The 25069-nt window shown below is 61.4% G+C and carries 29 protein-coding genes; 15 read left to right on the top strand and 14 right to left on the bottom strand.

Annotated elements, in window-relative coordinates; all coding sequences use genetic code 11:
• Positions 1-265 precede the first annotated feature (265 nt).
• Complete coding sequence (locus tag FA89_RS12760) at positions 266-922, top strand: hypothetical protein (protein ID WP_036140936.1); 657 nt, start codon at positions 266-268, stop codon at positions 920-922.
• 116 nt (positions 923-1038) lie between these two features.
• Here the strand turns inward: FA89_RS12760 and FA89_RS12755 are convergent, their stop codons facing one another.
• The 4 genes from FA89_RS12755 to lexA are packed head-to-tail and all read right to left on the bottom strand — an operon-like array spanning position 1039 to position 3788.
• On the bottom strand, positions 1039-2247 hold the full coding sequence (locus FA89_RS12755; protein ID WP_036140935.1) for an XRE family transcriptional regulator: 1209 nt from the start codon (positions 2245-2247) through the stop codon (positions 1039-1041).
• Between the two features lie 2 nt (positions 2248-2249).
• Positions 2250-2927: an alpha/beta hydrolase gene (locus tag FA89_RS20225; protein ID WP_185754348.1), complete on the bottom strand. Its 678-nt coding sequence runs from the start codon at positions 2925-2927 to the stop codon at positions 2250-2252.
• A 16-nt stretch (positions 2928-2943) separates the two neighbouring features.
• A complete protein-coding gene (locus tag FA89_RS20630) occupies positions 2944-3168 on the bottom strand; it encodes a hypothetical protein (protein ID WP_036140932.1) in 225 nt (74 codons plus the stop codon).
• The gene (lexA, locus tag FA89_RS12740; protein WP_036140930.1) at positions 3168-3788 is read right to left on the bottom strand and encodes a transcriptional repressor LexA; all 621 of its coding nucleotides are present in this window, start codon (positions 3786-3788) and stop codon (positions 3168-3170) included. Before lexA ends, FA89_RS20630 begins: the two co-directional genes overlap by 1 nt.
• A gap of 261 nt (positions 3789-4049) precedes the next feature.
• Between lexA and FA89_RS12735 the strand changes: the two genes are divergently transcribed.
• Complete coding sequence (locus tag FA89_RS12735) at positions 4050-4304, top strand: hypothetical protein (RefSeq protein ID WP_036140929.1); 255 nt, start codon at positions 4050-4052, stop codon at positions 4302-4304.
• 537 nt (positions 4305-4841) lie between these two features.
• Here FA89_RS12735 and FA89_RS20830 read toward each other — a convergent pair.
• Positions 4842-6176: an XVIPCD domain-containing protein gene (locus tag FA89_RS20830; protein WP_051938735.1), complete on the bottom strand. Its 1335-nt coding sequence runs from the start codon at positions 6174-6176 to the stop codon at positions 4842-4844.
• Positions 6177-6201: 25 nt separating this feature from the next.
• A complete protein-coding gene (locus FA89_RS12725) occupies positions 6202-6558 on the bottom strand; it encodes a hypothetical protein (protein ID WP_051938734.1) in 357 nt (118 codons plus the stop codon).
• Positions 6559-6740: 182 nt separating this feature from the next.
• On the opposite strand from FA89_RS12725, the gene FA89_RS12720 reads away from it, so the two are divergent.
• On the top strand, positions 6741-7025 hold the full coding sequence (locus tag FA89_RS12720) for a hypothetical protein (protein WP_036140927.1): 285 nt from the start codon (positions 6741-6743) through the stop codon (positions 7023-7025).
• On the opposite strand, the gene FA89_RS12715 is transcribed toward FA89_RS12720, so the two are convergent.
• Together FA89_RS12715 and FA89_RS12710 are read right to left on the bottom strand one after the other, a co-directional pair.
• Complete coding sequence (locus FA89_RS12715; RefSeq protein ID WP_036140925.1) at positions 7012-7374, bottom strand: hypothetical protein; 363 nt, start codon at positions 7372-7374, stop codon at positions 7012-7014. The genes FA89_RS12720 and FA89_RS12715 overlap by 14 nt on opposite strands.
• Positions 7365-8915 (bottom strand): recombinase family protein, encoded by a 1551-nt coding sequence (locus FA89_RS12710; RefSeq protein WP_051938733.1) that lies wholly within the window; start codon positions 8913-8915, stop codon positions 7365-7367. The genes FA89_RS12715 and FA89_RS12710 overlap by 10 nt, the downstream gene beginning before the upstream one ends.
• A 703-nt stretch (positions 8916-9618) precedes the next feature.
• Here FA89_RS12710 and FA89_RS19275 point away from each other — a divergent pair.
• From FA89_RS19275 to FA89_RS12695, 3 genes are all read left to right on the top strand, one after another.
• Positions 9619-10161, top strand: a complete 543-nt coding sequence (locus FA89_RS19275) for a hypothetical protein (RefSeq protein ID WP_051938732.1) — start codon at positions 9619-9621, stop codon at positions 10159-10161.
• A gap of 16 nt (positions 10162-10177) precedes the next feature.
• Positions 10178-10681, top strand: a complete 504-nt coding sequence (locus FA89_RS12700; RefSeq protein WP_185754347.1) for a hypothetical protein — start codon at positions 10178-10180, stop codon at positions 10679-10681.
• A gap of 88 nt (positions 10682-10769) precedes the next feature.
• Positions 10770-11699, top strand: a complete 930-nt coding sequence (locus FA89_RS12695) for a hypothetical protein (protein WP_036140921.1) — start codon at positions 10770-10772, stop codon at positions 11697-11699.
• 149 nt (positions 11700-11848) lie between these two features.
• On the opposite strand, the gene FA89_RS12690 is transcribed toward FA89_RS12695, so the two are convergent.
• Positions 11849-13009, bottom strand: a complete 1161-nt coding sequence (locus FA89_RS12690) for a helix-turn-helix transcriptional regulator (protein WP_036140919.1) — start codon at positions 13007-13009, stop codon at positions 11849-11851.
• Between the two features lie 114 nt (positions 13010-13123).
• On the opposite strand from FA89_RS12690, the gene FA89_RS12685 reads away from it, so the two are divergent.
• Entirely contained in the window at positions 13124-13483 is a 360-nt protein-coding gene (locus tag FA89_RS12685) for a hypothetical protein (RefSeq protein ID WP_036140917.1), read from the top strand.
• Between the two features lie 7 nt (positions 13484-13490).
• Here the strand turns inward: FA89_RS12685 and FA89_RS12680 are convergent, their stop codons facing one another.
• Positions 13491-13763 carry a helix-turn-helix domain-containing protein gene (locus FA89_RS12680; protein WP_036140915.1) on the bottom strand — a complete coding sequence of 91 codons (273 nt, stop codon included), beginning with the start codon at positions 13761-13763 and terminating at the stop codon, positions 13491-13493.
• A gap of 172 nt (positions 13764-13935) precedes the next feature.
• On the opposite strand from FA89_RS12680, the gene FA89_RS19270 reads away from it, so the two are divergent.
• The 3 genes from FA89_RS19270 (at position 13936) to FA89_RS12665 (ending at position 16344) form a co-directional block, all read left to right on the top strand.
• Positions 13936-14649: a hypothetical protein gene (locus FA89_RS19270; protein ID WP_051938731.1), complete on the top strand. Its 714-nt coding sequence runs from the start codon at positions 13936-13938 to the stop codon at positions 14647-14649.
• Positions 14650-14691: 42 nt separating this feature from the next.
• The gene (locus FA89_RS12670; protein WP_036140914.1) at positions 14692-15264 is read left to right on the top strand and encodes a hypothetical protein; all 573 of its coding nucleotides are present in this window, start codon (positions 14692-14694) and stop codon (positions 15262-15264) included.
• A gap of 144 nt (positions 15265-15408) precedes the next feature.
• Positions 15409-16344 (top strand): MASE1 domain-containing protein, encoded by a 936-nt coding sequence (locus tag FA89_RS12665; protein WP_036140913.1) that lies wholly within the window; start codon positions 15409-15411, stop codon positions 16342-16344.
• A 45-nt stretch (positions 16345-16389) separates the two neighbouring features.
• On the opposite strand, the gene FA89_RS12660 is transcribed toward FA89_RS12665, so the two are convergent.
• Positions 16390-16824, bottom strand: a complete 435-nt coding sequence (locus tag FA89_RS12660; protein ID WP_051938730.1) for a hypothetical protein — start codon at positions 16822-16824, stop codon at positions 16390-16392.
• Positions 16825-16949: 125 nt separating this feature from the next.
• Between FA89_RS12660 and FA89_RS12655 the strand changes: the two genes are divergently transcribed.
• Together FA89_RS12655 and FA89_RS12645 are read left to right on the top strand one after the other, a co-directional pair.
• Positions 16950-17210 carry a hypothetical protein gene (locus FA89_RS12655; protein ID WP_036140912.1) on the top strand — a complete coding sequence of 87 codons (261 nt, stop codon included), beginning with the start codon at positions 16950-16952 and terminating at the stop codon, positions 17208-17210.
• A 67-nt stretch (positions 17211-17277) separates the two neighbouring features.
• Positions 17278-18294 carry an exodeoxyribonuclease VII large subunit gene (locus FA89_RS12645; protein WP_185754346.1) on the top strand — a complete coding sequence of 339 codons (1017 nt, stop codon included), beginning with the start codon at positions 17278-17280 and terminating at the stop codon, positions 18292-18294.
• A 57-nt stretch (positions 18295-18351) separates the two neighbouring features.
• Here FA89_RS12645 and FA89_RS19670 read toward each other — a convergent pair whose 3' ends face one another.
• From FA89_RS19670 to FA89_RS20220, 3 genes are all read right to left on the bottom strand, one after another.
• Positions 18352-19020, bottom strand: a complete 669-nt coding sequence (locus FA89_RS19670) for an MltR family transcriptional regulator (protein WP_081916527.1) — start codon at positions 19018-19020, stop codon at positions 18352-18354.
• 147 nt (positions 19021-19167) lie between these two features.
• Positions 19168-19998, bottom strand: coding sequence for a hypothetical protein (locus FA89_RS12635; protein WP_036140908.1), 831 nt, complete (start codon positions 19996-19998; stop codon positions 19168-19170).
• A gap of 38 nt (positions 19999-20036) precedes the next feature.
• Positions 20037-20792, bottom strand: coding sequence for a hypothetical protein (locus FA89_RS20220; RefSeq protein WP_185754345.1), 756 nt, complete (start codon positions 20790-20792; stop codon positions 20037-20039).
• 568 nt (positions 20793-21360) lie between these two features.
• On the opposite strand from FA89_RS20220, the gene istA reads away from it, so the two are divergent.
• From istA to FA89_RS19665, 3 genes are all read left to right on the top strand, one after another.
• Complete coding sequence (istA, locus tag FA89_RS12625) at positions 21361-22902, top strand: IS21 family transposase (RefSeq protein WP_036140906.1); 1542 nt, start codon at positions 21361-21363, stop codon at positions 22900-22902.
• Complete coding sequence (locus tag FA89_RS12620) at positions 22883-23674, top strand: ATP-binding protein (protein WP_036140905.1); 792 nt, start codon at positions 22883-22885, stop codon at positions 23672-23674. Before istA ends, FA89_RS12620 begins: the two co-directional genes overlap by 20 nt.
• Before the next feature lie 281 nt (positions 23675-23955).
• On the top strand, positions 23956-24132 hold the full coding sequence (locus FA89_RS19665; RefSeq protein ID WP_081916879.1) for a DUF3606 domain-containing protein: 177 nt from the start codon (positions 23956-23958) through the stop codon (positions 24130-24132).
• Positions 24133-25069: the final 937 nt, after the last annotated feature.

The raw sequence follows: 25069 nt of genomic DNA, 5'->3' as shown, positions 1-25069 counted from the left end.
TTGGCACTCACCAGATTCGCTGATATGATCCTCGGTACGTGGGGCGGTAGCTCAGCCGGGAGAGCGTCGCGTTCGCAAGGTGATCATCGATCATCCTCTCCTGCAGCATGCCACTCCTAATAAGCCTCGAAACTCTTGGTTTTCGGGGCTTTTTTGTGTCCGTGGAATGAGCCGACCTCAGCCGATCTGGGGGCAATCGGAACCAAATCAGCGCTACACTGCCCCCGAAGTGTCTCCCACATTTTTGTCAGGGTGAGGGGTCTGTATGGATGCGCACCAGTCGGCACGTGATGAAACCTATCGCCGGTTTCTGGCCCTCTTGGACCAGACGTTTCCCGGCCGGCTGACGATCAACCTGCACGATGCCGCCCGGTTTCTGACCGAGCACGTCGGAGTGCCTACTAGCACAGAGATGGCCCGCGTTTACGCCAAAAGTGGCCGACTCATCCCCGGGCTTCGCAAAAGCCCAGCTGCCACCTGGCTCTTCCCCCTCCCTGCTTTGGCAGCCGGTCTCGCCGATGGCTTTCTCGGCACCACCGAGCCGATTCCAGAATCCATTCGTCTAACAGCCCTTGCCAAGCGCGACGCCGCAGCGAAGGTGGCCCCACGGCGGGGTGGCCGCCCCCGGCGTAGCGCCTTGTCGTTCCTGGCGACGGATGGATGGGTCATCGATATTGGCCAGGAGCAAGAGCAGAGCTGGTGCTGGGATGTGGCCAACTTGGCGCCGGCGTTCTTGATCGACTACAACCCGGAAGCGGCAGTAACCGCCAAGAACCGGCTGGCACAAACTCGGTCCCAGTGCGCCTGGGAGGCACTCGCAGAGTTCGTTGACTTGCTGGACCGAACGACCAGAGCACAGCAGCGCCTTGCCGATCTAACCGAGCGCCCAAGTCTTCCAGGTGTGGGACGTAAGCACGCTTGAGGGATCCAGCACTTCGATTCTTTAGAGGTCATCATCGGGACAACAGCTGAGCTGTTGCGTGGTGATGACCCGTGCTGCTGTCGTGGTTGAAGAGCCCCACCAATGCACAGCCCCGGTCAGACCCCTCCCCGGCGCCGGTGGGGATCAAACGCTAGCACGACGCTCTCTCGTGTCGGGGCCTCCGCAACAGTCGGCCCGATTCGGCGCACCGGCATCTGCAGAACATCAGCCGGTCCTCTCAGGTAGCTTTCGGGCAACCCGGTCAACATCTCCACATCCTGCTCCGACAAGCCAAAATGTCGGGCCACGCCCTCGGTGGTCATCACGCCTTCGGACAGAAGCAGTTCGATGGTTCGGCGCAGCAAGCGGGGCTGCTCGGGTGCCCACCCGGCATCGCCTGGTTCGGATTTAACGCCCCAGCGGGCCGATCGGCGTTTAAACAGGGCGACCTTATCCGCTTCCGAAATCAGCCTGAGGGCTTCTAGGCGCATGACAATGGCGCCCACCGAGACGCCCCATCGCTGCTTGAGCAGCAAAAGGCTGTCCAAAGTCACTGGAAGCCGGACTTCCGCAGAAAAGCTATCAGCCGGCAACAAAAACGCGCCGGCAAACCGGTGCGCCTGTCGCTCCATCTCGTTGTAACGCACCCGATCGGTCGCCTTAGGGATAGACCGGTGAAGGACCAAGTGGCCTAGCTCGTGGGCCGCATCGAACCGGCTACGGAACCCATTGGCCTTGTCGGACGCGAGATGGACCAGCGGCCGACCCAGCACGGAACTCCACGCGGACAACCCTTCGATCTGGCTTACTCCCGTCTCCTCGCGGATGACGATGGCGCCAGCATTCTCCAACGCCAAAACGACATCCTGAACCGGGCCCGTGCCCAGGCCCCACAACTCACGGCATTCCTGAGCGGCCGCCTCGATATCCGCAGACCCGATCTGATCAGGGTCCGTGAACGAGGGGATGGGGAAGGACAGCGCCGGGTAATCGACGTATTCCTGGAGCGTCACAGCAATGTCTTGTCCCCAAGCCATCCGCGCCTGGAGCATGTCGCGCGCCGCTTGATGGGCCGAGGCGTTGCTACGGAACAGCGGCGCACTGGTTTCATCCAGAACGGGCCGGGTAAACCATTCGGGAGCAACGTTGACCACGGAGGCCAGGCGCTCCAACTTATCAGGCTCCGGCGCCTGTGCACCCGAACGCCACTTGCTGATGGTTGAGGGCGACACACCGACCATGGCGGCCAGCGTAACCTGAGAAAGACGACGGACCGCGAGCACTTCGAGAAGGCGGTCCGTCTGGAAACTGATTCGTTTGGACATAGTCACGACCCTGGTGGGGTGGCCTCATTCTCTTTGATGATCTTGAGTTTCGGACGGGCCTTGTCTTCCTGGACACTCTTCTTGGAATACCGACGCAAGAAGAGCTCAATGGGCTCTCGGAAAAGCCAGCCCGTCATATCCTTGTCGGGCACCGCGATCTCGGTGGAGATTGGGCGCTCCCCGTCCCGGACATTTGGGCTGAAGACAGCGGCGAAGAAAACTGTAAAGGTCGCCGGCTCCACATATGGCTGGGGATCAAGGAGGTCCTCGGTCACCAACGGCTCAATGGCCTTGTTAGCTTCCGCCAGCACGAGGCGTTGCTTGCTCCGGCGAGCGTTGTTCCAAGGCCCTCGGTGGGTGTTGAAGCGAGCCAACTGAATCGCTCCGATACGACCGACAACGAGGCGGTTGCCTCGAACCTGAGTTGGTGCGCCACCGTTACCATCGAGTGCCGCGTGAAATGCTTCGTTCATGAAGAAATGTCGAAGCGTCCCGACAACATGGGGAAGGTGTCCGTCCGACGCGTCTTTTGCCTTCTGATAGGCACGGACTGCACCTGCTTCTAGCAGTTCATCCACCGTAAGGATGAAATCTCTGGAGAGAGATTCGACAATCAGGTTTGCAATCGTTTCTGAGGACATTGCCGGCGGTCGAAGTTGCGTCGAAACGGATTTGATCACCTAAATATTGCGACTGTCAAATGGATTGACCTTGAATGTTGCCAGCCACCGTCAGGCGGGGCCCTGTGAAAACCCAGGGGAAGCATTCAAACGGAACGGCGTCCGGCCAGCCGGCGGTGGGCAGCGCGGCATCCAGGGCGGTCAAGCCCGTCGGCTGGTCGCCAGCGGGCACGGGCGCGGCACGACCGCGCCAGACCTGCCGGGCTTCGACGAGGTCCGATAAGGCGACGACGGCGCCCATCAGCTTCTCCGGACCAAGCCTGCAAACAGTCCTTCGATGGCAAAGTCGTCCGTGGGATCGGGATCAATCGAGTGGTAGCCCGGGCTGTTGGGCAGCAGGCGGATCACGTCGCCCTGGTGGTGGAGGCGCTTGATGGTGAAGCGGTCGTCTCCAATACGGGCGGCGACGATCTGGCCATGCCGGGCGACCGGGGTGGCGTGGACCCCGACCAGATCGCCATGGAGGATGCCCTCATCCCGCATAGAGTCACCGACCACCTCGACCAGGTAGTCCGGTTTGAGCTTGAACAGCCAGGTGGACACCCGAAGCGAACGCTCGACCCGCTCGGACGAGAACAGCGGCTCGCCCGCGGCAATCCGGCCCACCAGGGGCAGGTCGAGCGTGTCCGCCGCCATGGGGTCGGTTTCCGCGATCAGACGGATGCCGCGGGGACGATTGGGCTCAATGACCAAGCGGCCTTTCGCTTGGAGCGAACGGACGTGTTTCAGCACGGCGCTGACGTGCTCGATGCCCAAGGCTTGGCCGATTTCCTCCAGCGTCGGGGCCTCCCCGTCCCGCTGGAGGCGGGCTCGGATGAAGTCGAGGACGTTGTGCTGGCGATGGGTCAGAAGGAGCGTCATGGCGGACACTTTTCACCCTTTTAGGTGAAAATGAAAGGGTCAAAATTTCCCAGTGCCAAGATCAACGGGATGGCCGCTGAACCTCACAAAGGGGATGAGGTGGGTTCAGGGGCGAAGATGCCGGGAGGAGGTCTCAGAAGACGAGACTGAGATGAAGTGGGTCTAAGGCAGGTTCGCCGCTCGTTGGGTTGCCACTCCCGTGCCCCAATCTTAATGAGTCGGGGGAGGCCACTGTGGCGTTCCCGCAGCGGGGAGACCGAGATGTTCAAGGCTGAAAACATCGGCGAATACAACGAGCGTGCGAGCGTGCGGATTGAGGACGAGCACATCATCTTCGAAGGGACCACCGGCTGGACATATCCGGTCTGGCCTGAAGACGTTGATACGCAGGCGAAGGCAAAGGAGAAAGAGGACCATTTGGCGCAGAAGTCGTGGATGACTCCCGAGACGATGGAAAAATATCGCCGGGCAGTCGCATCTCTCCAGCCGAAAGTTTTGGCAGGCGCCGACGAATAAAAAGAGGGCCGGGGTTTGGCAGACCCCGGCCCCCACGGCTTACTGGCCGTGGAACGCCAAGATGACCTTGGCCACTCCGCCCAAAATCGAGGGGATGGCGGCCAAGATCAACTTGAGTTTCCAACTCCGATTGGATCCGGACATAAAATGCTCCTTGGGAACTTATTAGGAGCGGAGCTCGCCCGATAAGCGAAAACACAACTAAGGACTTTCATCCGGCGTTCGTTTGGACGTGCTCCTAGTCACGCCCGAACTTCCACCGTATAACCCCTTCTCTATGAACAGCAATCCGGGGAATCTGTTGACAGGTTCGCCACCAGCAAGTAGCCTCAGTTTTCCTATGTGAAATCCGCCTACCCAACGCCACTGGCCTGCTCCATAGCAGCGACGTCGCTTAGGGCCCCGGCGCAGAGCCACCCTTGCCGGGGTGGCTTTTTTTGTGCCGCAGTAAATCGTAACTGCCCCGTGATCGCTGCCGCAACGATAAGTGCGATACGGTTTCATTCTTTACCGATTTCGCGCTCTTCACGTTCTGACTTACCGACTCATCGTAGGTCCCTGCTGCTGGGCCTGCTCCACGCTTTGCGCCTGGGTTGAGTTTTGAGCTTGCTGCTGACTCTGAAACTGCTCCATGGCCTGCGGCCACTGCGCACTGCTCTGCGCCAAAGGCGTATGGACCGCCTCAGTCGGCACGCTGGTCCGAAGGTCGAACAAGTGATCCGTGCGACCCGGCGGGGTCTGGACCGCCCATAGGCGCTGGCCGTCCGTGCTGAGTGCCACTTGGTCAATCCGTTCCAAACCGTCCCGCCGCGCCTGGACCGTGGCCACCCCCGCTAGGTTGTCGCTCAACCCGTCCGGGGTGCGCCCCAGGGACGCATCCAGCTGATGGACATGCGACCGAGCCTGGCAATAGAGAGCGTTATCGGGATGGGCCGGATCATTGAGCAACACCGCCCCCGCCAGCGGGGGCGCGCCAGCGTGGCCGGGCTGGTTTACCGTGGGGTGCTGGGCCGCCTGGAGGGCCTGCTGGGTCGCCGATCCGGCCACCGCATCGGCCTGGAGGCTGTGGTCGTGCTGAAAGGCCCGGAGGGCGGCGGCCGTCTGCGGCCCAAAGTGCCCGTCGGGGGTGGGCGCATGGCCCTGGGCATCCTTGAGGTAACCGAGCGCTCCCAACTGGGTCTGGAGCGCGTTCACCGCATCGCCTTGGCTACCCTGGCGCAGCGCCCCGCCCACGGGAGCATGGTGGCCGTGCTCCCGCTCGGCGGCGATCGGCAGCGTCATTTCGCCCCGGGCCAAGCCGGCCATCACCTCGGGAGTCAGCTTCGCCTCCCAGGCAGCGGCTCGCTGCTCGCGGTCTTCCAGCCCCTTGTCGCCCTTGTTGATTACGTGGGTGGCCTTGGCCACGTCTTCGCGGGCGTTCGCCGGGATGTTGTCTTCCCAAAACTTCACCGCGATGCGTGCCGCGACCTCGGGTTGGGCCGCCAGCTCGGGATGCTTGACGAGATCCACGCCGAGCGCCTTACCCATCGCCTCGTAGTTGTCGTGGCCGGTCAGCTGGATGTAGCCGCGGCCACGGTAGGTGTAGCCCTCCCCCGGCGCATTGCCCATCTTCCCGCCATACATCAGTTCCGCCAGCGGCTTGGGATCGCCGTCCATCGCTGCCTGGTGAGCGGACTCGCCATCGGGGCTGTTTCTCGCGGAGGCGACCGGCACATCCTTTAGTCCGCCGGGGTAGCGAAAACTCTCCTCCATGCGGGTCAATCCACCCGACTCATGGCTCACCTGACCCATCAGGTTGGCCAGCTCCTTCGGCGAAGTAATACCGGAGGCATAGGCGGCGGCAAGGAAGTCCGCTTCGCGCTGAGTGGTCATGGGTCCGTCCTTTGTGGCATGAAACTTAGAGGGCGTCAGGCACGAACTTCGCCAGGCATTGATGCTTGGCGCGCTTGCTCGGGGGAACGGGCACCGCGGCGGTCACATGGTAGGGCTTGCCCGTTTTTTGGTCCTCGGGTTCCACGAAAGCGCCCGCGTGGTAGCCGGTGTCGCACTGGTCGTATTTGTCACAGACCGCCAGTTTCGTGCAGATCACTTTGCCATCTCGCTCGTAGACGTAATACGTCGCCTCCGAATACGGTGGCCGGGGATAAGCTTCGGTGTGGATCGTGACGGTGGGCGACTGCCCAGCACAGGCCGAACCCGCCAGAGCCAGAACAGATACTGCGATCCAAGCGGTCCAATGCGTGCGTGGGGTCATTCCGGTGGCCTTTTGAGGTGATCCTGAGCGACTGATGGTGCCGCATCCCCTTCCCGTCGCCAAGTCCGTTCACGGCAAGGCAGCGGATACAGAGAATCCAGCCGATCGACCGCGAAGATTCCCCCAATGCAAACGCGGACACCTCCCTCTCGCCGCGCAAGATACGAGCTTATACTTGCTTCATGGACGCCAAGACCGAAGACTTGATCCTCAGCGTCGCTACGTTGGTCAGCGACGCCGCCGACATGGGCGACGCCGCTCTGGCCGGCGATTTCGATGAGGCCCGATTCCGGGCCCAGATCATCGCCGCCAAGGCCGACGCCGGCGGCCATGTGGACCTGGCCATCGCGGCAGCGCACCTGGTCGTCACCCTCGGCCCAGCCGGTTCGCTTCCTGGCGATGGCTATGGTGCGGGCATGCTTCGGCTCGCGGATGAGTTCGACCGCATCGGGTTCACCCCGCTGTAGCCGAGCCCACCTCATGAAGGACCGCCAGTTGAGCCGGGTGATGGCGCGATAGCCACCGCACCAGCGTCGGATCCTCCAAGAGTGCGGAGATCACCCCTCGCAGGACGATGGCCTCCAGAACCGCCAGCCCCTCCGCCCGGCCGTTCGCAGGCAGCCTGGCCGATCGGCCCAGGGCGACACGATCAATGCCATGGCGCGCCAACAAGAGCTTCGCTGCAGGGTCAGCAACCAGAGCGTCCAGCGCTCGGAAGGCGGCGCTGAACCTCCCCTCGGCGTCGTGTGCGGCGGCCAGCAATAAAAGAGCCTCCTGCCGCCGGACGTAATCGCGTTCCGAGCGGGTCACCCACATGCCTGCGTCTCCATGCGGGACAACCGGGCCAGGTCGCCCAGGACGGCCAGCGACAGATAGGCGCAGCTGTCCACGATCGGCCCATTCGCCCGGTAGAATCCGCGCGGCCAATCCGCAAAGAGCATGCGTGGCAACACCAGGTAATCGCGCAAGCCAACTTCGCCACACACGCCGCGGGCGAACACCACGATATCCGTCAACTCCGACGGCCGGTGGTTGAACCACTGGGGCTGGCGACGGGAATGGATGTGGCAGCCATTGAGCACGGAGAACGAAAGTGACCACGCGCCGTCGATCGTCAAGCACCAGCCATCGCGACGAACCACAGACCCCTGCTCGATCAGCCAATCTTGGGTGAAGGCGGTCAAGCTTTGCCGCCAGCGCGTCACCCAAGAACGCACCGCGGCATACCGAGGGTTACGTTTCGGGGTGAAGCCCACCATGCGATAAAGGTTCGTCAGCCCACCGAACCGACGTGCCATGTTCTGGCTCGCCAGCAACCCAGGCTCCGCATCGATCAGCGGTCCCGTCAACCGCCCTTCTCTCGCATACAGGACGCGAGTGCCTTCCAAAAGCTCCTCGTCGCTGACCCCTTTCAGGGTGATCGCCAACTGCGCTTGCGCACGGACGAAGGTCTCCGGCGAGACGACTGGCCGGTAGGCACCCGGCTTACGGATCCACTCGCCTCGCGGGTTGGGTTGAAGGGTGCCGCCAAGCTTCTTGCTGCTTCGGCCATAGACCGCATCCCCAGCGTATTTCTCACTCTGCAGGATGAAACGGACCCGGCCGTAGGTCCAAGCGCGCTGACCCGGACGTAGCCATCCACGATCGTTCAACGCCCGCGCGATGTCTCCGCAAAGCTCACCGGCCAGGCACTGTTCGAAAATCCATTGGACGATCCGAACCTCTTCCTTGGGGCCGGGGATAAGCACGATGCGATCGGTCGTGGAGCTCTTCACTTCGCCCGACGCCATGACGGTTTTGAGCTCCCCACGCGCATTCAGCAGCTGCCGCCGGAGCCCATAGCCCGGCTGCGCACCCTGTCGAAAGCCCAGACTGGCCAAGTGCCGCTGACCGGCCGACGTCTTGCCTGACAGCTCCCGACTGTATTCGGCCGCCATCGCGCGCTTTAGCCCCTTCATGATCATCGCGAACGGGCTACCGTCGTTTTCGAATAGCTCGGCGACGTAGCAGACCCGCACGCCGGCGCGCCAGCACAGGAACTCGTAAAACGCGGCCTCGTCCACATTCTGGAACCGGCCCCAACGGCTGACATCGAGGACAAGGATCACTTCGTAACCCGGCCGTCCCCGTTTGATGTCCTCCATCAAGCCAAGCAACCCTGGACGGTGCTCAATGTTCAGGCCGCTTCGACCATCGTCACGATAGGTTCTGACGATCGCCATGTTGTGGTGTTCGGCATACGAAGCAATCGCAAGGGACTGGTTCAAAATCGAGTATTGCTGCTTATCCGTGGACATACGCAGGTAAGCCGCCACCGAGATGGGGCTGCTTTCATCAACCAGGTCGGGGGCGCCCATATCGCCACCATGCGGAAGGCTTAGGAAGGTCCACCCTAGGCCCTTCCACGGCGCTCAGATGTGTCGTGGCGCACAGTGACCCTTTACCGCTGGTCACCCTACTCATGAGGCCGGAGAGGCCATCAGCACCAACTCACGCTCGAGGCTGACCCTCGCGCCAGCGATGGCTTGGCGCTGGTTTGACAGCGTTAGGCGCCCTGCCCTGGGCAGTCCTGCCAGTTCGCGAAGAAGCGGCGGCTGCCCGGAGACTGCTTGAAGAGCGGACAACGACGTGAGACTACGTCTTGGCGGCCGGTCGAGATGCGCGCCAATGCTACAACTCGTTTTTTGGTCGGCTCGGCATCTTCGGAGACTCGCCCTGTGGGTGCGACTTGCGGTGGCGGCGCAGGCTCAGCGATGGTAGGTGGTTCACACGCGAGCCTATCCTTCTCGGCATAACGGCAGATCGGTTGCTGGACTTCCACGTGATCGCTCGGACATTGGAGCAGTCTACCGTGTAGGTCGGACGCAACTCCCACGTGACTTAGCGCACATTTTGAGGTGCGATTTAATCTTTTTATAACCTTTTGCCGCTTTAGCATACGAATATGCTCAAGAGCAGGATGCAATTCACATAGTGCATGCGTAAGGCTTTATTTGGGTCGTAGGAACGGTCCCATGACCCAACCGTCTGAACTTTTTCTGGATTGAAGAGGAACCGATGATGATGCGCATAAACACGCGGGCGTTGAGCGCCCTCCTGACCGCCGCGCTAGTGGCAGGGGCCGTCGCCCCGGCCATGGCAGACCAAGCCGATGCCCTGCGCGCGGCGCAACTCCAGCAGCCGAACATCGAGGTCAACGCCGAAGCGGCGCAACAGGCTTCCGCCGACCTTCAGGCGGCGCCCATCCACACCCCGGCCGACATCGTTGCGTATGCGTCAGTCCACCCCACCGACTCGCCGCTCCTGGCGCTGTCACCCTTGGACCGCCAGGTGTTCCTCGACAGCCTGCGCTACAACGCCTCGGGTGTGACGAGCTTTCGCTACGATGTATTGGAACACCTGACGCCTTCCCAGGCCCACGAAGTGCTTGCCCTCATTGGCCAGCAAAGCTTCACCTCGCAGCTGAATCTGAAGGCTGCCTCACCGACCGACCAGCGCATCATGAAGTTCAGGCCGTCGCTCATTCCGTTGAAGGGCTACCTCTGCGAGGGCCGCGGCACTTGCACCGTGGCCGAACACAACGCGTGCGCCGGCACTTGCTGACTTGGAGATGCATATCATGAAACTGTCCACTGTTTTCCTCGCCGTCGCTCTTGCGCTTGGGAGCGCGACTATCGTGCAAGCCGCCACCTCGGACGTGTTGGCCCAGGACCTAGCTCAGCGCGATGCCATCAACCGCTCACTGGCCCCGCTACATTCGGCGGATGACCTGGCCGCGTTCACCGCTTCGGGACGTGCCAGCGCCTTAGACGCCCTGGCCCCATTGGATCGTGCGGTGTTCTTGCAATCCTTGCAGTTTGGTCCCGACGGACTAAGCCGCTACGACGCCACGGCGCTACGCGGATTGACCACGGCACAGGCTTATCAAGTCCTCGCGCTATTCGGTGCCCAAGCGCATGCCATCGACATCCAGCCATCAGCCAAAGGGGCGGCGCTGGCTACCGCTGACCGCGATGCATCTCGTGTGGTGCCGATGCTTGAGCCGCTCAAGGGCTTTCGTTGCGCCGGTCATAGCACCTGTTCGGAAGACCCCAGTTCGGCCTGCACCGACAACTGCAAGTGAGTGCTGAGCGGACGCCAGGCGGGCGTCCGCCGGGTGGGCGGTGCTGCTGTATCGCCCACCTCTTACCGACTATCTGCTGGAGAGATGCATGCGAGCATGGATCGTATGGTCGTTTTTTCTTTGGTTAGCATTCGGCATGCATGCCGACGCGCAGGCCGCTGCCGAAAACCAAAAACTCACCCCAGCCGAACAGGCGTATTTGGCCTTTGCGAAAATCGAGCAATCGCATTTTGGCCAGGACGATCAGGCAAGCATTCTGGCACGCGCTTACGACACCCGCTTCACTCCGATGCAATCGCCCCATTTGCTCGCGCAGGCAAGCGACAGGGATGTGGCGGCGCTCTTCAGGGCTTCCTCTAGCGTGAGCTTCTATGCGCCTAGCCCATCGCACCTGTCCGACCTGCGCCATGATTTTTCCGAACTCGAAAAGCGCGGTGCGGCGACGGACGAGCAGCGGCAGGACGTTTTTGAGGCCCTGTTCCAGTCCCGGGATCTCGCCGAGATGCAACGGTTCGCCGCGAGTCATCCGAACGCGGGTTTGCCCTCTCCGGTGACGAGCGACCTCGCTTTCTCTCCAGGGCAGATACATAGCCTGCTTTCCGTCACCGGGCCGCACACGGTTCACCCGTCGGTAGCGGTCATACCCTCTGGTCCCTTTGTGGTCGTTATCAGCCACCCGGGATGCCACTTCACGCAGCACGCCGTCCAAGCCATTGAGCACGATGAAGCGCTGCGAGCCATGATCAAGGACCATTCGGTGTGGGTGGCACCGGCTGATCGCAATGTCGACCTCTCGGGGTTTGTGGCGTGGAACACGGCCCACCCCATCGCGCCCATCGCCTTGGCCGGCTCACGTGATGCATGGCCGGAAGTGAGGAACTGGCGAACCCCCACGTTCTTGTTCTTCCGGAACGGCCACTTGGTCCAGCAAGTCACCGGTTGGCCGAAAGAGGGCAACGCGAGCGCGCTCAAACAGGCGTGGGCGAATATCTCTGGTGTTAATGCAGGCGGCGCTTAATCGAGCACGAACCGCGCTGCGCGCGGGACGGCCGACCGGCTTTCGATCAAGCCCTGCTCCAAAACGTGTGCAGCTTCGCGATCGTATCCAACCCTGGGGTTGCTCTCTGCATCGTTGACTGCCTCCAGCGACGGCGACTCGATCCATACTCAGTCACGGTAGCGGATGGTTCCCATCATCGCGACCAGCCGACGCAGGCTAGCCGCCCCGGACTTCTCCAGCAAGCCACGCACATGTGTGCGTGCCGTGCTCTCTCTAACCCCTTCCTTGGCCGCATGTTCGGACACGCTCGCTCCTGTCATGACCGACTTCAGCAGCCGGATCTCGGCGGGCGTCAGCCTCCATTCCCGAGCGCGATGCTCCAGCGTTGGTGCGGGCGGAGGGGGCGCCGGCTCCAGGCACAACACCACATCGGCCCCTAACGGGAGCCCACGACTAGCGGACCCCGACGCCAGCCGCCCCAGCCAGTCGGTCCCACGTCCCAATGACGCCCGGGCCAGCGGGAGCACGCTGACCTTGAGCTCAGACCGACGGACACCCCGCATACGAAAACGAACCGCCTGCCGGCTCAGGGCGACCGAGCGGACGATGGGCTCCAGGCTTGATGCGAATGGGGACGCCCCCTCCTGCCCCAAGTGGGAACGAAGCAGCCGGTCGCCCAGCAACTTCACGGCCAGGCGGTTCGCGTGGAGCAACTTGCCACTGGGGTCGAAGAACACGAGGCCCTGGTCCAGCGAGTCGACCAGTTGCTCGCCCAACGCCGCCGCCTGGCGGAGTCCCTCTACCTGAACTAACTGATTTGCCCATCGGGCGAGGTGCGGAAACCACTGATCCAGTGCGTCTCGCTTGTCCCCTTCGAAACGGGGCCGACCCACCAAATGATTGAACACGACGTGGACGAGGCGATCATCCCGCCTCAGAACATTTCCGCCGTAGATGTATCGGGGTCCGAGCGGGATCAAGAAGTCCTGATAGAACTCGTCCGCAGCGACGAATGCATTGTCAAAGAAATCGTGGCACGCGCCGCCGACGCCGAGCGGACGACGCGTCCCCATGTCCTTCCGAGGATCAATGGCGGCGTAGTGCTCCAAGTAAGCCTTCTCCGCCACAGCGATGTGCGGGCTCGTCACGAGGGACACGATCGGCTGACCCGTAGACTCCTGCCAGCCCACGAGGTGGATGCCGTCGCAGTCGAGATGCGCATTGATAGCGCGGAGCACAGCGGGCACGTGTTCGGGTGACAACACGCTTTCGTAAAGGTCGCCGAGCAGTTCGGCGGACGTCGAGGGGAGCATCTTCCGTGCGTTCATGGGGCTATCCATAGCTGAAACGAAGCGGGTCCGCCTCCCCAGTTCTGTGGAGGCGGACCGTAGTCGCCCACCCCTACGCTGGTCAAGCACCTTCATCGCCCACAGGGGGCTTCCATGCGTTTACATCGGTTCGCGCTGGCGTTCGCCAGCATCCTGGCGTCGCCCGTCCACGCGGCGACGCATTACCTCACGCTCATCAACGACGACGCGGTGCCTGCCGTGCGCGTGGAGGCCACCGTCCATGGCACCACTGCATACCGGACCCTGGACACGGCAGGGCCGCTTCAAGGCGGTCGCGCCGGCCAAGCCACAGTTTCCTTTCCAGAGGGCGCTTGTGTGGTGGATCTGCGGGTCATTTACCCCGACCGTGGGCCACTGACCGTCACGCAGTGGAACCTGTGCCGGCAGCCGACCCTGTATCTGGGGAAAGCCCGCCGCGCCGGCCTGCGCCAACGGGAGGACGCCCTACCCTAGCCAGCCCTCACTTCAAGGCTTTCTCGACGGCCTTGGCCCAGGCGACCAGGTCGGAGTTGCACGCGGCACACCAATCGCGCAACTGGAGACCGTCCAAGCGGGTGACCCCGCGCTCGGCCGCGGTCACGAAATTTTGGGAACGCCCCAGCCGCTGGGCCAGATCCGCCTGGGTCAGGTTCGCGCGGGTGCGCAAGCCGCGGAGAACGGCAAGGAAGGCCTGATTTTCGGGCCGGTAAATCGATTTCAGGGACGCGTCGTCCCCGGATTGTTTCGCCGCCATGTCGCCCGCCCTTGGAACCGGGCTCCTAAGCTATGGCGCCAACCCTGATACACCGACACTGTGTTTTTGTTTAGACTTCATTCGGGAGATCGATCGTAGTCTCGCCTCACCAAGGCACTCATCGGGCATGCCTCGGGATTGTCGATCGCCCGTATCAACAGGGAACTTTGAAATGGCCTATTCCTATCGCAGTGCCAGGCTGTCGGCGCTGGTGGTCCTGTTCGTCTCCAGTATTGCCTCGGCGCAGACCTCCGGGGGGTTCAAGGGGTTTCTTCAGCGCACGGCCGGCGCCGTCCTTGGACAGACCAGCGGAAACGGCCAGGCCAAGGCCGGCAACGGGCCGTCCGTCACGGACGGTCCGGTCTACCGACCCGTTTCACCGGCCTCGGGCGGCACCTTTCCGGGTCTCTTCCGCGGCTGGAGTCCGATGAACAACCCGGGCAAGTTCCCGCGCGTCAGCCTGTTCTTCGAATCGTTCGGCGCGTCGGCACCGTGCTGGCGCACCCGCGCGACGATCTGGACCAGCGACACCAAGCACTACGAAGAAGTGTTCGACCTGTGCAACGCACCGGTGGAGACGAAAGATGATCTCGGTGCCACCACGACCCTGCGCGACCCCACGACCACGTATGTGGGGAAGTTGTCCCGCGAGACGTTTGCGCCCGGTATCTCCGTCACGGCCGATCGCACCGTGGGGCCCAACCCGCCCCGCCTTCCCTTCTTGATGGACTTCGGCAGCGCGCCAAACCCGCAACTGCGAGGGCAGTATCAGGACATCGTCGTGCGCGCCATGGTGATTTCGGGGTATGCGACCAGTCCGCAAGAGCCCCTCTTCTGGGTCGGCGGCTTTGCGCCAGATGGCAATCGCGATCAGCGCGCCCGCTGACAACCCATGCCCGCCTAGCGGCATTGCTCTCCGGAGGTCTCCATGCTCGTGCTCGTCGTTCTCGCGGCCGCGATCGGCTGCTTCGTGTTCCTGCGTAAAAAGGGATCGACACATCCCGAGCCGGTGCGGCATTTCGAGGTTCGACAGGAAGACGGCCGTTGGGCGTTTACCGTTCGTTCCACGGGATTCGCGGTCCCGACCATCCTGATGGCGATGCTCCCGGGTGCCTTGATCGCCATCGTAGTCACCGCCTTCTGGATGGCGCTGGGCCACGACCTGGACCGTAGCGGCGTGCCCTTTTTTGCCGCCTGGCTTGCCGGCACGGCACTGTGCTTGGGACCAGCGCGCCGCCATGTCGTGGCTAAGTCCGGAGGCGTGACGTTCTCGGTCGGCCATGGCGGCGTCGTGTTGCCCAACGGCGCTACGGTGGCGATCACGGGTCAGTATGTGCTCAACCGGCGCAACGCCGCCGCGTATGGCCAACCGGCGGCCTACGCGCACTACGTCAGCCTTGATGTGGACGGGGTGACCTACGTGCTCGCTGAGAATATGGCCGATGTGCCGTCGATGGCGCTGTATTACGAAGTCGGACGACGGCTGCGCGGGGATCCGTAGGCCGCAAGAACTCGCGCATCCTGCGGCGGTGCGGTCGATCGTTACCGGTAATCGGCAAAGGTATTCAAAGTGCTCCGTGACAGGGGTTCTGGCCATTCCACCCTCCTGACCCCCGTGTCACCCTTTGGCCCTCAGGGAGGCAACGTGAACGGACGCACGCAGAGACTTCATCGTTGGGGAGCACATCTGGCCATTGCTGCAGCGTATGCGGCCGGCTACGAACTCACGCGCTATGTCTCCCTGCCCCAGTGGCTCCTCACCGCGGGCCTTCGGCTGGCCTGCCTCCTTCTGCTGCCCATGCGCTACTGGCCGGCCCTAGCCTTGGGCGAAGGCCTGCCGCTCATCGAGAACGCGATCTTCTGCGCGCCGACCTTCGGGCCCGCCTGGGCGCTGTCGGCCTCCGTGCCCCTGGTGGCCTTGTGGATGGGCCTGATGAAGCCGCTTCGCCAGCGCTGGACGCTCTACGACCACCGCGGCCAGCTGCGCTTGCCGTTGATCCTCGCTGCGACCCTGGGATGCGCGCTGATCACCGCCGCGTCGACCACGCTCACGTTGCTCACCGCCCTGTGGAGCGCGACCCCGGGGAAATGGCCAGCGATCTCGGCATCGGACTACTTCTGGGCCTACCTGCTCGGTGCCTACCTCGGCTCGCTGACACTCACGCCAGTGATCCTGGCCCTGCGAGAGCGGTTCCTCGCCCTCCAAGGGCGTCCGTTGACCCTTCAGATGATCTGGCAGAGCTCGCTGTTCCAGGAGATGCTCTGCTGGGTCATTCCGTTGCTGGTCGCGCTGACCTGGCTGGCCCTTGGCACCGCCGACGACTCCCTGCGAGAAGCAAGTCGCCTCGCCCTGCTCTGGCCGGTCTTTGGGCTCGCCTGGCGACACGGCTGGCATGGAAGTGCCTTTGGCGGTCTGGGTGCCAGCATCGCCCTGGCACTCACAACCCAGGGCAACCTGGACCCGAATGCGCTACGTGTCGAGGTCATCTTGGCGCTCGGGCTGTCCGGTGCATTTCTGATCGGTGGTCGCGCGCCCGCGCGCTTTAGGCAACCGTCACCGACGCAGGGAAAGAAGTCATGACCGACCGCCGGATAGCCGACGATCGGTCCGACGCGGGCAACTGCCCTAGGGACCTTTGATGGAACACTTGGCCGGGTCCTCGCACTGGCTTGGTGCCAGCAACAGGCGCAGCGAACCGTCCGGCAATGGGGTGGCGCTCACCCTCACGGCAGCGTCTTGATAGACCGACGGCCCAGCCGCGCGAGCGGTGGAGAGGGTGCTGGCGCTCCAACGCGTCGCGTCCGTGCCCATGGGAAGGGCCATCACTTCGTCGCCTATTACCGCGATGGCGCCACGCACCGTGCCGTTCGTGTCATTGACCTGGATATAGCGAACACCTTTCCGGTCAAAGGTATACACATGGAACTGAGGCGAGGTGCTTTGATCGGGCGCATTGGGCCAGGACTGCCCCAAGCCGGTAACGGGCGCGGTGGCGGCCAACGCTGTGCCACACCCGACCACGAGGACGGCCGCCAGGGCGAGATAACGCTTCAAACGCATGTGAAGACTCCAGGACTAAGGACGCGAAAGAGCGCCTGCGTTAGGTTAGCGGCTCGCTCGTTCGTCCATGCTCCAGACCGCTGCGCATTTTCGGGTCGGCCTGCTCGCAACGCTAGGGACGATTCATGAAATGGAACCCCGACGACTTGGCCGATCTGCTGAATGAGGCGGTCGTGCTCCATGAAGCACTGCTGGCGAACAACTTTGAAGAGGCCCGTTACCGGGCCCGCCTCATTACGCTGTCGGCAATCTACGGCATGACCGCCGTTCACCAAGCCGCCAATCAGCTGGTGGACGAACTCGGTGGGTCAGGAAGCGCGCCGGCGTCGACCTATGTGGACGCTGCGGAGCGGCTTTCGCGGGTGCTGGATGCGACACTGGAATAAAGACTGAGCCATTCAAGAAGTGGTTCAACTCTGCCGATACCCCTTTGCCCTTATGAGAAGTTCAAACATGGATGCTGCAGCTCCCGCACCTCAGCCCGTATTCGGCGGCCCGGTGCTGACTCCTGACCTTGTGGCCCAAATGGTCTGGTTTGAAAAGGTCACCGGCCCTATTTGGGTCCGCGGTATCGCAAAAGATGTTCGTCCATGGAAGAAAGGATCGCTGCGTCGATGCTATGGGAAGCTCCAATATGGCGATGCTTCGCTGCCTTTTCGCCTGAACAGCGGTGTAGATCCTGCCGAAGGCAAAGAGGTCATCCTGGCTGGCGTTCTGACTGTGACCAAGAGTTTCGGCGTGGAGCTCCAGGGTGAAGCCGTAGGCGGCTGGCACACTCAGGCGATTGAGAAGCACATTTCGTTGCCGTCTCGGACGCAGCCGGTGGTTCTGTTGTCCAAGTTTGTCGCGGAAAATCCTTTGGAGACCCTGGGCTTCCTCACGACCAAAACCGGATGGGATGACATTTGCGGCGCGGCCCGGTTGCCTGAGGTTCGCAGATGCCCGCAGCAAAAGGTCAGCTTCGTGGATGAGTCCGACTTCCTCGGTGGAATCGACGAACTCGTAAAACAAGGCGTCGCCGGGATTGTGATTGCCCGCGGAGGCGGCGAGAAGCTCGGCGCCATCGCGGACTCGGTGGCAGTGGCCCGAAAGCTGATCGAAGTCGGCCTACCCTTCTACACTGCGCTCGGTCATGCCACCGATCACGGCCTGCTGGACAAATACGCCGATCAGAGCTTCCTCACCCCCAGCGACCTGGCGCACCGGCTGTGTGCACATGTCGAAGCCGAACGGGTGGCAGGCGAAGATCGGGAGGCGGCTGAGGACGCTGAGCGGGAGCGAGACAAAGCCTTTGCCATAGTAAGCGCCCAGGATCGAAAAATCGGCGAGCTCAGCACGGTTTGTGTTGAACTTGAGAATCGGATTACTCAATTTGAAGGCGAGGCTCTAGAGCATGCAAGGGCGCGTAAGTGGCTGCTTGTTGCGTTGTTTGTCATTGCACTGGCGGCACTTGCTGCCGTGACCCACTGATGCGAGTTGGCCGACACTCGATAGTATCGACGTCGAGAGAAGATACCCGTTCAATAATTAACCATCAGGCGGTCGGCGCAAATCCTTCCAGCCCCAGAACTTCTTCAACATCGCCTCGTCCAGAGAGTCGTAATCCACCCCATACCGGCTAATAACTGATTCAAACTCTTTCAGCACCTCTGATTGAAGATGGACCCACTGATCAGCCGTGATGGGATCAGACACCGATCGCTCATGCGCACGGATGCGAATAAAGTAGCCGGTATGGATGGAAGCCAAAGCGACCATCGCAGCCCTTACAAACATCTTTCGCGGCTCGGCGCTCTTATCGCCTTGTGTGACCAGCGACCGGCAACGACCGGCGATTTTGGGGGTCTCGAATGAAATCGGCGCGTGATCGTGTCCAAACTCATTGCGAATCTTTCGTATGAGGTCCAAGTCTTGACGCGTGCTCGGATCGATCAGACCGAGCAGATACGCAAGATCAATCCGTGAAGAGAAAGAACTCAGCGGACGAGATTGGCTGAAAAGCGCATTCGCAACCGCTATGTTTTCGACGACCGCACCCCTAAGCAACTTTTCTAACTCAGCATCAAGATACGCAGAAGCAATCAGTGCGCAACCCCTGTCACTCTCGGGTGTGAGGGTTCGGCGAAATATAGCAACTGCTTTAGCGCGATCAAGGCGCTCCTTATTCACTTCGCTCAAAATCGGTTCGGTAGTCATAGGCCCTGGTTGGCGGCAAAATAATAGGCAAGGGTCATACTGAAAGATTGAAGTAATCCTTGGCCCTAGTGATCCTCGGTTCCGGGCTTTTTAGAAGCTGAAAAGCGCCTAGCAAACATATCTATTGGACAACGCAACCCTACGAACCTAGGACCTTATTGGCGCCGCACCCAACATCAACTGCGCAACGTTGCCCATGCTTCGAGCTGCAACGTCGATCTGGCCAGGATTCAATCCAGCCTTCCAAGGTCGGTCTTTACCGCCCCTTGGGTCACGGAGCGCGCTCACAGCCAACGCCGTTTGAAATGCCGCTCGCTCCAGAGCCTTTGACGCGGGCTCATCTGTTGAAACAGCGTCCCCAGGGAGAGCAAAGCGTAACGCAGCGAACGCTTGCGGCAGCACAATGGGCAATACTTCTCCCGAATCGGCAACACCGAAAATCAATTCGATCAAGTGGCTGGCAGTTTCTTCCAAAAGATCTCGGGTTGATCCGGGCACCTGTGGGTCGCGAGATGAACCCACGCTCAGGCGCTCCGCCACGTCTAGGAGCGCCTTGGTTCGAGCGTGTCCAGTCGCTCGGAGGCCACGCTCGCGAAGGACGCCGTCAGGCCCGAGATCCCAACCCGCCGCCCCGAGCGCATCCGTGAGGTTGGCGATGGCTTCCAAACCGCAAAAGTTGGCGGACCCAGAACGAAATCCGCCGTGTCCTCTCACGATGGAGATGAGCTGATCGGCGAAACGAGCGCCCGCCTCCAGCTCATTTGAGATGGACCACACCAACGTTTGCCTTACCCTCTTGGCCTTCCCGACAGGATTGCCGCGTTGTTTAGGATCAGCTTGCGTCAATCCACATTGTTCGATGGCGAACGTGATGTCGTCGTGCGACGGATCGCGTCGCTCGACCCCAGGCGCTGAATCGTCAATGAGCTTGGACAAGGCAACGGCAATCGCGTCGTTAAGCGGGATGTGGTTGGCCATGCTCAAACCTCCTTCGGGCAAAATGCCGGCTGACTTACTTACGGAAAGATGTGCTCGATGGCCTTGTAGGCCGCGTAGCACAGCGCATACGCTTTTTGCGCTTTGGCTGCGACATCGATCGTTTTTGCTACGGTCGTCCACGTGCGTTTGAGAATCGCGAGCACCTTCTGACGCTGATCTGTATCGACGTTAGACGGCTCGGGATTCGTGTCGTCGGCGAGATACCCCAGTTGTCCGGACGCCGCCAGTGCTGCTTCGATGAGCACTTTGACGCCTTTGATCGGGAGCGCATCAAGCGCACCTTGTAGAAGATCAATGTGCCGCTGGACCAGATGCCGCAAGTGCTCCGGCAGATCGGCTTCCGCAACCATGGCCTTGAGTTCTGCGACCAGGTTCTCTAACGCCATTATGTCTTCGGGACTGACACGATCTTCTTCGTCCGGCAGCATCTCTGCGCAGTATTCAAGTCCGCTTCGGACGGATTCCGAACAATGAGCCTTAATCCCCTGTGCCCGTCCATTCATGGCCGTTGGTGAGGAGGCATTGCGCATGCGTTCCGCAGGTTTCAGATAGAGATGTTCCGAAAAATCGGTTGCGCTCATCTGCGCGACCATTTCATCGATTTCTTCGTTGATCCAGATGAGACGACGGCACACGTCTACCGGCGAAACAGGACCAACTGGAAGACCGAAGATACCTGCCCAGACTTCGAGGGCTGGAGCCTCATCTCTGGATGCGGCAATTTTCTCGCTGATCGTGAAAAGCCGCGATGCGCTGTTGATGTGCTTGGGCATGCAAGTCCAATGGGTGTGCGATGCACTAGCCTAAGCGGCGCTGGGGGGGACCGCAAACGCCGCCCAGCGCCGCCCATTTCGTGCGGACTCGCGCTGGCGCCTCGTGCCGTGTTCTCCCACGACCGATCACTACGCCTTTTCGGCAAAGCACACCTTTCGCTGCGCCGTCCCACGCTATTCGGCAATTCCGAATAATTCCGGTCCCCGGAAAAGAGAGTCTGATCGGACACTTATCGGCGAGGCCGTCGACGACCGCGCTCCGCGCTCGGGTTTCGCGCATGAGGTTGACGAGTCGATGCTTTCCGCTATCTGTGATGCTCCCTGCCGCCCCGCGGCGTCCCCTTGGAGCATCCCCATGTAGCCGATTCCACCCGGCGGACAAAAAGAAACGGGCCAGGCGCGCTCACGCCTGACCCGTTGATCGCAGAGATTTGACAACCCGCTGCGAGAACAACCTAGGGCCGCCACCCCACCCTGTCAAGAGCCCCCGACCCGGGGGCACGGGCATCTATTGCCCAACCTTTTGACTGCGTCGCACGGACTGCGACGCCCCCGCACAGGATTGCCCATGGCCCGCTCCATGACCAAACAGCGCGAAGCGTTGAAACTCATGCTCACCACCTACCTGACCAGCCGAGAGATTCAGGCCGCGACCGGCTTGTCCAAGAGTGCGGTCTGTCGCTACCGGCGCGCTGCGCAGTTCAAGCAGCTGACTTGGTCAACCGTTGAACATTGGCCCGCGGATCGCATTGATGCCGTTCTCAACAAGCGGCCGGGCGGCGGCAAGGTGCTGCCCCCGTTCGACTACGCCAAGCTGTGTGATGAGCTGACAGCCAAACGGATGCCGTTGATGGTCTGGTATGTGGACTACCAACGACAGGCGTATCCCCACCACCGATCGTATTCGAGCATCGCCAAAGGGCTCCGCGCCTTTCGGAAGACGATGCCGACGTTCATGCACATGCAGCATAACCCCGGCGAACGGATGTCCGTCGACTTCTCGGGCCATGTTCCGCACTACCTGGATCCGAAGACCGGGAAGAAGGTGAAGGTGGTGATCTTCGTCGGCAGCTGCGATGCCAGTTCCTATTTCTTCGTCAAGGCCATCCACGCGCAGTCGATTCCAGAGTTCCTGCGCGCCCATGCCGACATGCTGGCGTTCTTCGGCGGCGCGCCTGCAGTATTTGTCCCCGACAACGCCAAGTGCGCCGTCGTGCGAACCGGGACCGACCTCGAACTTCAACGTTGCTACGAGGATCTGGCCAAGCACTATGGCGTGACGATCCTGCCGGCACGGCCGCACCACCCCAAGGACAAGGCCGTGGTCGAAGCGAGCGTCAAGATTTTCAAGAATCAAATGCTGACCCGGCTGCGGAGTTTCACCTTCTACTCCATCGACGAAATCAACGAGCGGATCGCGGTGCTGTTGGAGGACGCGAACAACCAGCCAATGTCCAACGGCATGCCGTCCCGCCGGCAGCGTTTCGAAGCGATCGATCAACCCGCACTCCGGCCCCTACCGCCTGATCGCTATGTCCATGCGGACATCGTCCCGAAAATCCGGGTGGACGGCGGCTACCACGTCCTGGTGAGGAAGCACCGGTATTCCGTGCCCCATCGCTTGACCGGTCAACATGTGTCCGCCCGCCTCACCCACGAGGTGGTCGAACTCTTTCACGACGGCAAGAAAGTGGCCCACCACGCACGCAGCAACGCCATGGGCGGACTGACCACCGATCCGACTCACATGCCGGACGCCCACCGCGCTCAAGCCGATCGCAACCCGGAAAGCCTTAAGGCCTGGGCCAAGACCGCAGGCCCACACATTGCACGCTTCGTCCAGGCTCAGTTCGATCAGGAACGGTCGTTCCTGGGCTTGCGTCCGGCGGACCGGGTCAAGACGCTGGTGGGCAAATACGGTGCGGCTCTCGTGGACCGGGCGCTGTCCGACTGCCCCGATCTGAAGACCGCTAACGTCACCGATCTCCAAAGGAAACTCTCTGTCATGGCCAAGGAAGGTGCCACGACGCCTGCACGCCGTTCTAGCAACGCGCGCGGGTCCCGCACCTTCAAGAGCCCGGAGTTTCCCCATGCGCGACCTGTGTCATGACCTACGTTCCCTCAACCTCCCGGGGATGGCTGGCGCCCTGGAGGTGTGGCAAGCCGATCCCGATAGCGCGGACCGTCCGCTGTCGGAGGCCCTGGCCTACTTGATCGATGGGCAGAGCCAGAACCGATGCCAGACCCGGGCGGACACGTTCTTCCGCCAGGCGGGGTTGGCCACGCATTACAGCGCGCACACCTTCCGCGCCAATCTGGCCACCGGGTTGAGCCCTCAACGGATGGACCACCTGCGTGGGCTTACCTGGATCAAGCATGGGCAGTCGGTGGTCATCACCGGGCCGACCAATGCTGGCAAAACCCACTTGGCTGCCGGGCTGGGCCACGAAGCCACGGTCAACGGTATCCGCACCATGTTCGTGCGCACCCCCGCGATGTTGGAGCGCTGTTTGGACCCCGATGTGCCGATGGCGGCGCGCCGCCGCTACCAGAAGCAGTTGGCGTGTGCCCCCTTACTGATCATGGATGACTTCGCCACGGAATATGCCACCACCGAGAAGACGTATCTGCTGCGTCGTCTGCTGGATGACCGCGCCCGCCGGGGGCTGCCGGTAGTGGTCGCTTCGATCAACCCCATCGCCGAATGGGACGGCTACTTCGAAGACGAAGCGGCCCGGGAGGGTATCTACTCCCGGCTTGTCGATGTCGGCTGTCATCGGGTGGAACTGAAGCGCAGCACGCCGCCTAAGTCGGCACGTGATCGTCGAAAAAAATGCGAAACCGTGCCACGCGTGTTCCCTCGGACGATGGCATTGCCGTAGGAACCTGACTGTCATACCCGGCCGAACGTGAAAGAAAGCTCGCTTGGAACGTGGGCTCAATGGTTATAGACAATGGCGGCCAGGCTGTTCTGAGATTGGCACTTCGATGAGCTTAGCTTCATCTAAACGTCGGTCCCAGCCTGATAGGAACGACAAACTAGCTAGAAGGTTGCCGTTTCTGCGTGAAAGAATTTTAACCGCTTAGGTAAGACAAGCGCACGATGTTGCGCGGGCCGATCCCGGTCCACGTTGCCGGCGGATTCCGGAAGGGAGAACACAACATGTCTGACGATCTGAACAAGCGCCGTCCGAGGGACGCTGCCGAGATCAGCCTTAAAGAGCCTTACGAGGTTCGCGATTGGTGCGATGCCTTGAAATGCACAGAAACCGAGCTGCGAGCAGCAGTAAAGGCCGTAGGCCATTCTGCCGCAGCGGTGCGTCGCCACTTGGGCAAGTGAACATTAGTTGGCCACGGTATCGATTGGGTCCCGTGGTCGACTGCGCACGCGGAGGCATCGTTGAGTAAATTAATCAGGGGGTGCAGAAGGTGGCGTGAACTACGTCGCGGGGTCAGGCTTCGCCAGGAGATCCGATCGCAGAGAGAAGCTATAGCTACACTCAGACTCGAACTTCGAGCTATTCGCCGGGAGGTTCAGACCACCATACGTTTCGACTTATCGCTTGCTACGACCGTCACCACACTGTTCCTTTTAGGGACCGTTGCGGGTGTCATTGTCTGTGCCAAAGATGGCGACCCACTCCGTATCTACGATTACTTGGCTTACGTATTCCCGATATGGGCCGCCTGGGCCGTTGGCCTGGGCTTATATGTCCGGAAATGGGTTTTTCCAGCGTTTAAAGCAAGTGTTGGATTTTTACTCGCAGGGTTGGTTAGCTATTTTTCCGCTCACGAGCTCCTGCCGCCTTTTATCGCGTCGATAATTGGCTTCTCTGGCATCATCATCGCGTCCCTGCTGCTGTTCGTCCCCCGAAGCTCCGGGAGCCCTCCACGATCGGAAGGACTGACCGTATTTTACGGCGTTCTCTTCACACTGCACGTAACCCTCTTCGGGCTATGGGCAGTGTTGGTGCTGCCTAGGTCAAATGATTGGATGGCCGAAGTTTACGGATTGCTACCAAAAGAACGATCGAACGATTGCAAGTGCCAGCATGCCATATCCAATAACGCTGAGCACAGTCAGCGCAACGGGAACCGATAGTTCGATCGGCGTGTTCGTGCTGTCATTCATGGGCGGATGAGGTGTGCGCATCGGAGTCTCCGGGCGGCGGTTGGTGATTTCACCAAGCGGGTTGCCTCCTACTCTCTCAAATCGCACCGCCTTGTCAAATTTACGAAGCGCCTCAGAAGAACTATGCAAAAGGCACGTAACCAGA

Origin of the sequence: Luteibacter sp. 9135 (assembly GCF_000745005.1) — a bacterium.
GTDB lineage: Bacteria > Pseudomonadota > Gammaproteobacteria > Xanthomonadales > Rhodanobacteraceae > Luteibacter.
The sequence above is the reverse complement of the archived record's forward strand: the minus strand, read 5'-3'. Positions and strand labels throughout refer to the sequence as shown.